The sequence below is a fragment of the Saccharospirillum alexandrii genome, from assembly GCF_004000275.1.
In the GTDB taxonomy this organism is placed as follows: domain Bacteria; phylum Pseudomonadota; class Gammaproteobacteria; order Pseudomonadales; family Natronospirillaceae; genus Saccharospirillum; species Saccharospirillum alexandrii.
This window is the reverse complement of record NZ_RCIP01000002.1, coordinates 943,119-953,342: the sequence shown is the minus strand read 5'-3', so window position 1 is coordinate 953,342 and position 10,224 is coordinate 943,119. Positions and strand designations below refer to the sequence as shown.

Annotated in this window: 10 protein-coding genes; 8 read left to right on the top strand and 2 right to left on the bottom strand. The window is 50.7% G+C overall.

Going from position 1 to position 10,224, the window contains the following annotated elements; translation table 11 throughout:
* The first annotated feature begins 10 nt into the window (after nucleotides 1-10).
* Complete coding sequence (locus EP166_RS12075; RefSeq protein ID WP_127557273.1) at nucleotides 11-1,756, top strand: hypothetical protein; 1,746 nt, start codon at nucleotides 11-13, stop codon at nucleotides 1,754-1,756.
* A gap of 354 nt (nucleotides 1,757-2,110) precedes the next feature.
* On the opposite strand, the gene EP166_RS12065 is transcribed toward EP166_RS12075, so the two are convergent.
* Nucleotides 2,111-2,308, bottom strand: a complete 198-nt coding sequence (locus EP166_RS12065; RefSeq protein ID WP_127557271.1) for a helix-turn-helix domain-containing protein — start codon at nucleotides 2,306-2,308, stop codon at nucleotides 2,111-2,113.
* Nucleotides 2,309-2,452: 144 nt separating this feature from the next.
* Here EP166_RS12065 and EP166_RS12060 point away from each other — a divergent pair, with 144 nt between their 5' ends.
* The 3 genes from EP166_RS12060 to EP166_RS12050 are packed head-to-tail and all read left to right on the top strand — an operon-like array spanning nucleotide 2,453 to nucleotide 4,249.
* The gene (locus EP166_RS12060; protein WP_127557269.1) at nucleotides 2,453-2,695 is read left to right on the top strand and encodes a hypothetical protein; all 243 of its coding nucleotides are present in this window, start codon (nucleotides 2,453-2,455) and stop codon (nucleotides 2,693-2,695) included.
* On the top strand, nucleotides 2,688-3,923 hold the full coding sequence (locus tag EP166_RS12055) for a site-specific integrase (protein WP_127557267.1): 1,236 nt from the start codon (nucleotides 2,688-2,690) through the stop codon (nucleotides 3,921-3,923). Before EP166_RS12060 ends, EP166_RS12055 begins: the two co-directional genes overlap by 8 nt.
* The gene (locus tag EP166_RS12050) at nucleotides 3,920-4,249 is read left to right on the top strand and encodes a hypothetical protein (RefSeq protein ID WP_127557265.1); all 330 of its coding nucleotides are present in this window, start codon (nucleotides 3,920-3,922) and stop codon (nucleotides 4,247-4,249) included. The genes EP166_RS12055 and EP166_RS12050 overlap by 4 nt, the downstream gene beginning before the upstream one ends.
* A 93-nt stretch (nucleotides 4,250-4,342) precedes the next feature.
* Here EP166_RS12050 and EP166_RS12045 read toward each other — a convergent pair whose 3' ends face one another.
* Nucleotides 4,343-5,113 (bottom strand): IclR family transcriptional regulator domain-containing protein, encoded by a 771-nt coding sequence (locus EP166_RS12045; protein WP_127557264.1) that lies wholly within the window; start codon nucleotides 5,111-5,113, stop codon nucleotides 4,343-4,345.
* Nucleotides 5,114-5,508: 395 nt separating this feature from the next.
* Here EP166_RS12045 and EP166_RS12040 point away from each other — a divergent pair, with 395 nt between their 5' ends.
* The 4 genes from EP166_RS12040 to EP166_RS12025 all read left to right on the top strand — a co-directional run bounded on the left by EP166_RS12040 (nucleotide 5,509) and on the right by EP166_RS12025 (nucleotide 10,223).
* The gene (locus tag EP166_RS12040) at nucleotides 5,509-7,410 is read left to right on the top strand and encodes a TRAP transporter permease (RefSeq protein ID WP_127557262.1); all 1,902 of its coding nucleotides are present in this window, start codon (nucleotides 5,509-5,511) and stop codon (nucleotides 7,408-7,410) included.
* Between the two features lie 78 nt (nucleotides 7,411-7,488).
* Entirely contained in the window at nucleotides 7,489-8,499 is a 1,011-nt protein-coding gene (locus EP166_RS12035; protein WP_164743920.1) for a TAXI family TRAP transporter solute-binding subunit, read from the top strand.
* 132 nt (nucleotides 8,500-8,631) lie between these two features.
* Nucleotides 8,632-8,967: a non-heme iron oxygenase ferredoxin subunit gene (locus EP166_RS12030; RefSeq protein WP_127557258.1), complete on the top strand. Its 336-nt coding sequence runs from the start codon at nucleotides 8,632-8,634 to the stop codon at nucleotides 8,965-8,967.
* On the top strand, nucleotides 8,967-10,223 hold the full coding sequence (locus EP166_RS12025; protein ID WP_127557256.1) for an NAD(P)/FAD-dependent oxidoreductase: 1,257 nt from the start codon (nucleotides 8,967-8,969) through the stop codon (nucleotides 10,221-10,223). The genes EP166_RS12030 and EP166_RS12025 overlap by 1 nt, the downstream gene beginning before the upstream one ends.
* Nucleotide 10,224 lies beyond the last annotated feature (1 nt).

Sequence of the window (10,224 nt, the reverse complement as noted above, 5' to 3'; positions counted from 1 at the left end):
AATTTAGACGATGACCATAAGCCAAATTGACATAAGGAACATCAAAGGCATTTCAAATGAGTGCTTTAAGGTGCAGCTGAAGGCGCAAAAGCCAAATCTTCTGGTTGCACCCAATGGCTTTGGTAAAAGCTCGGTTGCCACTGCGTTTTCTTCGATGAACACAAAGCGCATAGATCTTGCGGACAAGGATTACCACAAAGAAAACGACAAGCTGGCGCCAGAACTTAGCATTACGGTTGATGGCCAGAAATTAACAGCAGATAGAACCAAAAACGAAATTCGCCAAAAATTTGATGTACTTGTGATCAACAGCGGCTTAACACCGAAAGCCAAGAAGCATTTCAAGGGTGCTGTATCATCAAGCCTGGAAGTTAAGCCAATAACGATCTGCAAAATCCCTGAGAAAGTGGAATTTTCCTATAAAGCAGCAGAAGCTAAGGAAAGCTTTGGCCAAAATGGCAAAATCTTGCCAAACATTTCTAGCCTTCTGAAAGATTCTCGACTCTTAGATGCAATTCTGGGCAGCGATCTCCCCAAATTTACCCAAAAACGTATTCAGGCTGCGTTGACCGCCCTTATCGAACGAATAAATCAACAAAACGGTACCGCTGCTGAAATATCACAATGGATTCTTGAAAACTGTATAGATGATTTTCGAACCATTCCACTGTTGAGAGAATTGGGTAATCGCCTTGTTCAGCTTAACCTTTCTGATTCCGAAGTGGAGGGATTCTTAGTAGCCTATCAAGTCGCAAAAATCCATTCAGCCGACCCGAAAGGGTTCACTGCTGCCATAGAATGGCTGAAATATACCACTGTGAAAGCGCATTATGTTGAGCTGCTTTCCAATTTCAAAAGCTCCAATTGGCAGTGGTCGAAAGTTGAAGAGTTCAAGAAAAAGAAAACCTTATCTATAACCTTCCCGAAGGCGCACCAGCTTTCAAACGGCCAACGCGACATTATAACGCTGGTCGTTCAGCTGCATAAAACCCTATATGAGGGTTCTAAGAAGCCCTTAATATTGGTCATAGACGAAGTTTTCGATTATCTGGATGACGCCAACCTGGTGGCGTTCCAGTATTACGTAACGTCAATTATTGAAGCATACAAAGAACGTGAACAACTCATCTACCCACTAATACTGACGCACCTTGACCCCGGAGTATTCTTTGATTTCTGCTTCAACAAGCACAAAATTCAAGTCAATTACCTTCAGGCAAAGCCGACCGGCAAGGCACAAAATACTCGGCGGCTTATAGAAGCAAGAGAAAATCAAGAGCAAATCAAGGATAGGTTAGAAAAGTACTGGTTTCACTTCCATATTGACCCATGTGAGATTCCAGAACATAACTGGCCAAATAACCTTCCACAAGACTGGAGGAATTCGGGGGAGTTTCATAATTACACCCAGAGCGAGCTGACACGATACCTGGAAAGCAAGAATTACGACCCTCTCGCCGTATGTTTTGCTACACGTATTGCTGTTGAAAAACTCGGTTATGGCCTGCTGGCACATGACAACCAGAAAGACGATTTCCTAGAGACCAGGAAAACCAAAAACAAAATGGATTTTGTGGCTAACACTGGTGTCGATATCCCGGAAAGTTACTTCCTGCTTGGGTTGATTTACAACACAAACCTGCATTGGAACCAAGAACGGGACTACGTATCCCCGCTTTCGGCAAAGCTGAACCACCCAACCATAAGGCAATTGATATCCGGCCTTGCTGACGTGGCATATAATAAGGGTGTATAAATGATTAGAGATGAATATCTTCGTTTTTTATCAACAATGAAGACACCCGCTTCAAGCCGTTCCTGCTATTGGCCATTACACGTATGTTTGTAAAGTCTATTTGTCCAAATACCCAGTGGCACAACCGATTGGCCGAACACCTGGAATATTTCCCGGAGCAACACTCGTCAAAGAAGTTGAGCTTGATTGGGGCAGGGATTATGGAAGATTGGAGGAATTGGTGGTAACCAGAAAATAAGATCCCCAGCGTAAGTTGCTAGCAACCAAGAGGCCGGAATCGTGTTGGATGTAATATTAGACATGCTGTGGACAGAACGAAAACCTCATCGAGAAGCTAGGAACGACAAGCTTTGCTCATTGCTTCTCAAACAACTCTCCAACCTCACAATCAAACAGATCACAAAGCTTCTCAACCGTCTCAAAATCAACCCGCTGCGCTTTCTCTTTATACAGCAGCGTCACCGTATTCCGGTTTAAGCCCGTCTCACGAGCCACATCCATCACTTTCATTTTTCGCTCGCCCATCAGGCGCGCCAGGTGGCACTTGATCACCGTTCGATCCTCTAAGTGTTATCCAGAATAACAAAAAGTCATTGCAAGAGTCATTATGTGGTGTAGAATGTCATTTAGGGTGACATTATGCATTGTTGAAAAGCATTCTGTCATAGAGGATAAATCAGACATAAGGTGATTGCTATGAGCGATTCACAAACTTATCTCACCACCGGTGAGTTGGCCATGAGGATCAAATACGACACCCGGACCATCCGGGAACGCCTTAAAGACTCAGTGCTGCTTGAGGGGGTTCATTACATTCGTCCCTTTGGCGGCCGGAAGATTCTGTATATTTGGGAGTCGATTGAGCGGGATATGCAGAACTTCTCAAACACCAGCATGCAAGCCATCCCGATGGCGCGGGGGGCAGTGGCGCATGGGTAATATTGTCGAGCGGCCTGAGACGGGCAACTTGTACTTCGATTTCCGGTATGGCGGTAAACGCTGCCGGGAGCAAACGTCGCTTCCAGCCAATGCGGCCAACCGCAAGCGCCTGGAAAAGGTTCTTCAGAAAATCGAAGCCGAAATCACCCTGGGTACCTTTGAGTACGGGAAGTACTTCCCAAACAGCCCCAGGGCAGAGTCGCTGAGCACCAAGGCGATCAAAAACAAAGCGGAGTATCGGGAGTCGCCACTGTTCAGTGACTTTGCGGAAACCTGGTTCGGTGAGATGCGCGTTCAGTGGCGGAGTTCCCATGCCAAAACGATCCGCGGCACGCTGGATACCTATCTGCTGCCTACCTTCAATGGACAAGAGGTCGCCCGCATCACCCGGGCAGACATCCTGGAGTTCCGGTCCACACTCGCCAAAGTACGTAACCGGAGCAACAAAGGGCTGTCTGCTAGTCGCATTAACAAAATCATGACGCCACTGCGCATGATCCTGAATGAAGCGGCCGACCGGTTTCAGTTTACCTCACCCTACCAGGGGATTAAATCGCTGAAGGTGCCCAAAACGGATGTTGAGCCCTTCACACTGGATGAGGTTAGCCAGATCATCGAACGCGTACGGCCGGACTACCGCAACTACTACACCGTGCGGTTCTTTACCGGCCTGCGGACAGGGGAGATCGACGGCCTGAAATGGGAGTACATCGACTTCGGGCGCCGGCAGATTCTGGTGCGGGAGTCTCTGGTTCAAGGGGAGATGCAGTACACCAAGAACGATGGCTCATTCCGGACCGTGGACATGTCCCAGTGGGTGTATGACGCCCTGATGGCCCAGAAGGAGGTAACCGGCCAGCATGCCTATGTGTTTTGTAACCGCGTTGGCTCGCCTGTAGAGCACAACAACGTCACCAAACGGGTCTGGTACCCCTTGTTGCGTCACCTAGGCCTGCGCAAGCGCCGGCCCTATCAGACCCGTCACACCGCGGCGACGCTCTGGCTCGCCTCGGGCGAAAGCCCGGAGTGGATCGCCCGGCAAATGGGCCATGCCACCACTGAGATGCTGTTTCGGGTGTATTCCCGCTTCGTTCCGAACCTGACCCGTCAGGACGGCAGCGCCTTCGAGCGCCTGCTGGCCAGCAATCTGGGGCCTTCCGAGCAGCACACCCCATCCAGCGAGACCCATGCTGAATCGTCAAAAACAACCGTTAAGGAATCCTCATGAGCCCTAAACTCACGCTTGTATCCAACCTATCCGTTGCACGCGTACCGGCCGTGTCGGCTGATACCGTTCAAACGATCACCACTGCGGCCATGAAGCGGCTGTTCATTAAAGACGATGCCAGTCTGATCGGGCTGTTGGGCGGCGGAAACAGCCTGCCAAGCTCGAATCGCGAGATGCTGGCCCGGTGGATTGAGGAATACCTCAACGATCCGGACCATACCATTCAGCCAGTGGAGCTAGAGATCCTGTATGACGACTTGCATAAGGCTTTACTGTTGGCCTGGTGGGACTGGAATGACGTAGCCTCGGAGGCTCCGGGGGTATAGAACAGGAAAAGGTATTAGATGAGGCAGCTTAGGCTGCCTTTTTTGCATTCGGTCCAGACATAAGTTCATTGCAAAAGAGTTTGCTTGGCATCACTAAATCAGTTGGCTAATTCTAGAAGCGCCATCTTTCAGAACTGGTAATAGGTCATTCACCAGTTCGTCCTTTGTGCGACGCTGAGCTTGGGTGCTGATGCCTATGGCGGCCACCGCTTTGCCCCTGCTGTCACGGACCGGAACAGCAATTGCTAACAGACCGACTTCCAACTCCTGATCGACGATAGCATAACCCTGCTTCTTGATCTCAACCAAGGCCTCTCGGATCTTTGGGACCTCTGTGACGGTATAGGGTGTGAGGCCTGTTGGTGGGTTTCGTTCGAAAAACTGTCGTTGTTCATCTTCATTTAAATCTGCTAACAGGACTCTGCCTATCCCTGCAGTATGAACTGGCACGACACGGCCTGGGCTCAGATTGATCGTGAGCGCTCTTGGCCCTTGAGCACGAGCTACGAAGATAAGCTGATCCCGTGATAGAACGCCAATGGAACAAGATTCACTGAGATGGCGAGATATTTCTTCTGCCACCGGGTTGGCAAGTTGCCACCATGGCAGGTTGGAAAGGTAGTTGTAACCGAGGGTCATGACCTTGGGGGTGAGCGTGTAGCGTTTACCTTCCAGCGACAGGTAGCCGAGATCTACCAGTGTTAGCAGGAATCTCCTAGTGGTTGCCCGGTTCATTCCAACGGTATCGGCAACTTCACTCAGCGTCATCGTCGCATGGCCTTCAGAGAAGCACTGTAAGACCACAAGCCCTTTATAGAGGGATTGAGCGCGGTCTGAGGACTTGTCCAGTATGTCCTTTGTCATGTTCTTTAGGTTCCAGTTTTCAATCTATTTGTTCGTATAATGACACAATTTTCATCCCACTCTCCACTTGCTGCAAAACGAATCCCTTTGCGTACGCACCGTTCCGTTTGATGTACAAAAATCTACACCTCCCTTGATCTGCGTCATTAATGGGTTTCAGAGCGTTTTGGTTTGTAGGTATCACTCAGCGTGATCTTTAAACCAAGGTTTGCCATTGACAGCCCCGCACACCTAAAACTACCGTTATGAGAACAATAATTCCTAAAATGAAATTTGTGAGGTGCCTGTGAGTTTGGAAAACCATCATTCCATAAAACGTTCAGGGCTAAGTAAGCTCGGTGATTGTTGCCAGGAAGTCTTGCCTCTGTCCGTCTCGGTGAGCGGTGGAGACACAAATGAATAGCAACAGACGCGAGCTTACCGGATTCGTAGCGCTTTTAATGATGGTGCTCGCGGCGTTAGTTCCCATCTCGGCGCTAATTTTTGGACTCCGGATACTGCCAGAGTTCGGTTTGGTGATTTATAAGGAACAGTTCCTGGCCTTCTTTCTTACGCTGTGCCTGGTGCTGACCTTTATGCTCAAACCGGCGTACTCGGGGGCGGCAAACGACAGGGTTCCCTGGTATGACACGTTATTGATCATCGCAACCCTGGGTTCGGGTGGTTATGTCGCGTTCTGGTATCACGAGCTGGTCGGGATGATGGGTCTCATCACGCAAGATAAAGTTATCGTGAGTGCCATTGGATTGGTGGTTCTATTGGAAGCGGCCCGTCGGTTGGCGGGCTGGACAATGGTGCTGGTTGGGCTGGCTGCTTTGTCTTATGCGTTCTTTGGCCATTTACTGTCAGGCATGTTCGAAACTCGAAACATTCCGTTTGAGCGCTTGCTCATTTATAACTATTTGGGGACGGATGCCGTCTTGGGAACGCCCCTCTATGTGGCGGCAACGATCGTGACTGCCTTTGTTCTTTTTGGGCAGGTGCTTTTTTTAGTGGGCGGTGGCGACGCGATTTCTAACTTCTCCTTTGCCTTAATGGGAAAGCGCCGTGGTGGTCCCGCCAAAGTGGCCGTATTCTCCAGCGCATTGTTCGGGTCGCTGTCTGGCAGTGCATCTGCCAATGTTGCCACAACCGGTATGATCACGATCCCCATGATGAAGCGGGTCGGCTACAAAGACACACAATCAGGGGCGATTGAAGCGGTGGCGTCTACGGGCGGCTTGGTGTTGCCCCCTGTTATGGCGGCAACTGGCTTTCTAATGGCCGAGTTTCTCGGCGTGCCCTACAGCACAATTGCGCTTGCAGCGGCAATTCCAGCTCTTTTGTTTTATCTGTGCGTTTACCTGCAGGTGGATCTTGAAGCAGGGAAAGGGGGGATTTCAGCTTGGGAATCGAATGAGCTACCGTCGATGATGCAGTCGGCAAAACAGGTCATTCCTGTGGCGCTCTCATTTGGTGTGCTGTTGTATGTATTGTTCGGCATGATGCAAAGTCCGGAAAATTCGGCCTTTGCAGCAACGGCCGCTACTGTGGTGATCAGCCTGGTCGTACCGGCGATGCGTCGGAGTATTATTAAATACCTGACGGTGTTGGCCAGTGCGGGCGAGGCGGTTATCTTTATTGCCGTTATGTGTGCTGTGGCTGGTTTGGTAGTGGGTTGCCTTGGTTTAACTGGTTTAGGGTCGAGCCTGTCCCAGAACCTGGTAGCAATAGCCGGGGGCAATGTTTGGTTGCTGCTGCTCTTTGCTGCGCTGGGCTGTATTGTTCTGGGCATGGGTGTCCCGGTAACGGCAACCTACATCATACTGGTTATCCTCGTTGGACCGGCTCTGGTTCAGGTTGGCGTGAACGAGCTGTCAGCGCACATGTTCGTATTTTACTTTGGAACACTCTCTTTTCTGACACCACCCGTGTGTCTGGCAGTATTTGTAGCTGCCTCTATTGCTGAAGCCAACCCCTGGCGTACCGCGCTCTATGCACTTAGGTTTGCGGTCATCGCTTATCTAATTCCCTTTGTTTTTGTATTTAACGATTCCTTTCTAATGCAGGGCAGTGTGACAGGCATCGTTCACGCTGTGCTGGCAGGTATTGTTGGCGTCTTTCTATTGGCCGTCAGCCTGGTAGGTCACTGGGTTCAGCCTGTGCACCCCCTACTGCGACTGGTGGCATTGGTGGCTGGTTTGCTCGCGTTCTGGGTGGGTGCCACATCGTGGATCGTTTTGCTGTTTACGTTATTAGCACTCGTTGCGCTTTATGCCTGGCAACGACGCAACCGTGTGAATACGGCCATCGCTTAAAGACGTTACGTTTAATCGCCGCCGAACCTGGTAGGTTCGGCAAACCTGGCCATTGGCCACCTTCAGGAGGTAATTACCGTGAATAAGAAAAAGACCCTGAACACCTTGTCCCGAACGCTCATAGGCTTGCTTGCAGGCGCTTCCGCTACCGTTGCGACAGCCGATATTCTCGTTATGGGTGGAAACCCAGCGGGCAGTCTTTTTTATACCCAGGCGCAGGCGCTTGCCGCAACGATCAGTAAGCACACTGGTGACCGGGTAGACGTACTGCCACAGCCTGGTACTGTCTTCTTCCCGATGTTTATGACACAGGAAGCTGATCTGGGCATTGCCAGCCCAGTTGAGGCTAAGCTAGCGTATGACGCTGAGGCCCCCTTTGATGGCGCCAATGGCGGTGATGGTTATGCCATGCGCACCCTGATGCTTGGTTCCATAAATCGTTTGTCATTGGTGACTCGGGAAGACGACAACATCGAGTCGATCAGCGACTTGCAGGGTCGTCGTGTTGTAGCTGACTACGGTGCTTTCGCAGGGGCCACCAAGACGTCCTTGGCAGCGCTTGCCAATGCGGGACTGACTACAGACGACATCCGTGTGGTACGGGTGTCGAGTTACCCTGAAGGTGTTCGCGCTGTCATGGAAGGGCGAGCCGATGCAGCCGTTGGATCGGTGGGCAGCGGCATCTTGCAGGAATTGGATGCATCGTCCGGTGCTCACTTACTCCCAATTGATCCTTCAAGTGAAGCGATGGCACGTTCGCAGGAAGTTGGCCCTGCTTTTGTCCCTTACTTGGCCAGTGCCGGACCAGTAGGCATCGACACTGACACTCATGTACTGAGCTACGCAACCACGCTCTATGCGCGTCCGGACATGGACGAGGAAGCCATTCTGAGAGTGATGAACGCACTCTGGGATCATGCCGATGAACTTCCGGGTATCACCCGTACGCTGTCAACCTGGGTTCCGGAAGGCTATGCCAGCACCGACGTGGTTATTCCCTATCACGAGGTGGCTATCGAGTTCTTCCGTGAAAAAGGTGTTTGGTCCGATGAACTCGAGGCGCGCCAGCAAGAGTTACTGAACAACTGATCAGAATGCAGTGCTTGAAAAACCGCTCCAAAGCGGGTTTCTGGAGCGGTTTTTTTTGCAATACGATCGTTACCTAAACAAAAGTTATTAAAATGAAATCCATCCAGGTGGATGGATGAGGAATCAGCCGTTATGACTACCTCAAATCAACTGGTCTTGACCAGTGTTGCGAATGTTCCAGCCGACGATGTTATAGCGATTCGAATCGAAGGACATGACCTAGCTGTTTACAACGTCGATGGAACCTTTTACGTATCGGATGATCGGTGTAACCACGGCAATGCAAAATTGTCTGAAGGATTTCTGGATGGCGATGTAATTGAGTGTCCTCTTCATGGTGGCTGTTTCAAAGTAACGAACGGAGAGCCCTGTGCGTCTCCTGTTACCCAGCCTATGAAAATGTATTCGGTGAAAGTTGAGGGTGGGGAAATCATTCTGACCGATCCGAGTGAACTGGACGCTTCCTGATGTCGACATCAACCCACATTGTGATCATCGGAACGGGTATTGCGGGTGTGTCTGCGGCCCAGGGTGCCAGAGAAGTCGACCCCGGGGTACGAATTACTCTGATTGGTGAAGATTGCTACCCACCCTATGACCGAACCCACCTGTCAAAGCAGATGCTAAAACCAGAGGCACGACTAGAAGCGTCCAGCCTAATGGAGTCAGAGTGGTTTGATCAGAATGACATACAGCTCATTTTGAATACCCGTATTGAGCACATTGACACTGCCGCTCAATCAATTCTAACCAGTGTGGGTGAAACCATTCAGTACGATGCATTGGTGCTTGCGATGGGTACCCGCGCCCGACAGCTCCCAGCTTCTCTGGGACAGATTGAATCAACCCGTATACATACATTGAGAAGCGCGGAGGACGCCCTACGCCTTCAGGGTGCATTGGATGATTCAAAGCGCCTTGTCATTGTCGGTGCGGGACTGATTGGGCTTGAAGTGGCCGCCGCTGCTCGAGCCAGAGGTATAACCGTTGACGTTATTGAAGCGGGCTCACGAATCCTGCAGCGCAGTTGCGACCCATACACCGCCGACCGTATTGCCAGCTTACATGCCGAGAATGGAGTCAAGCTGCACCTTGGACAATCCATCGAATCAGTCTCTGAGTCAGCCCAGGGGTCGGTCACATTGCACATGTCTGATGGTACTGCCCTTGAAGCAGACCTCATGGTGGTTGGTATTGGCGTGATTCCCAATACAGGCCTGGCAGAGTCAGCGGGTATTGCCGTTGATAATGGCGTTGTTGTTGATGGTTTTGGGCGGACAAATGTTCTCAATGTTTATGCCGCTGGTGATGGTGCCAGCCTGCCTATACAGGGGCGAAATTGCCTGACCCGACTCGAGACCTGGCGACATGCACAGGATCATGGGCGGTGTGTCGGGATGAATGCGACTGGGCAGGAAAATGAATACAAGGCTCACGCTTCGTTTTGGTCAGACCAGTATGAACACCGAATTCAAGGCGTGGGTTTGATCGATGCCGAGATAGGTTTAGCGCTGGTGCGGCGGTACGAAAGCGGCGCTCATGTCAGCTTCCTGTTGGATCAAAATCGTGTGCTAAAAGCTGTACTGGGAATTGATGCCGCGAAAGATGTCAACGCCATGGGTAAGTTGGTTGGGCAAGTGATATCCGTTTCAGATCAAGAGCTAAAAGACGAGCACCAGCCAATGGTGCCCATCGTTAAGAAATTACTCAAGAAGGTTAGCTAAG

Bases quoted from the DNA above. Each gene is read 5' to 3' on its own strand.
- EP166_RS12075 (WP_127557273.1), top strand. From the start codon at position 11: ATGACCATAAGCCAAATTGACATAAGGAACATCAAAGGCATTTCAAAT.
- EP166_RS12060 (WP_127557269.1), top strand. From the start codon at position 2,453: ATGAGCGATTCACAAACTTATCTCACCACCGGTGAGTTGGCCATGAGG.
- EP166_RS12055 (WP_127557267.1), top strand. From the start codon at position 2,688: ATGGGTAATATTGTCGAGCGGCCTGAGACGGGCAACTTGTACTTCGAT.
- EP166_RS12050 (WP_127557265.1), top strand. From the start codon at position 3,920: ATGAGCCCTAAACTCACGCTTGTATCCAACCTATCCGTTGCACGCGTA.
- EP166_RS12045 (WP_127557264.1), bottom strand. From the start codon at position 5,113: ATGACAAAGGACATACTGGACAAGTCCTCAGACCGCGCTCAATCCCTC.
- EP166_RS12040 (WP_127557262.1), top strand. From the start codon at position 5,509: ATGAATAGCAACAGACGCGAGCTTACCGGATTCGTAGCGCTTTTAATG.
- EP166_RS12030 (WP_127557258.1), top strand. From the start codon at position 8,632: ATGACTACCTCAAATCAACTGGTCTTGACCAGTGTTGCGAATGTTCCA.
- EP166_RS12025 (WP_127557256.1), top strand. From the start codon at position 8,967: ATGTCGACATCAACCCACATTGTGATCATCGGAACGGGTATTGCGGGT.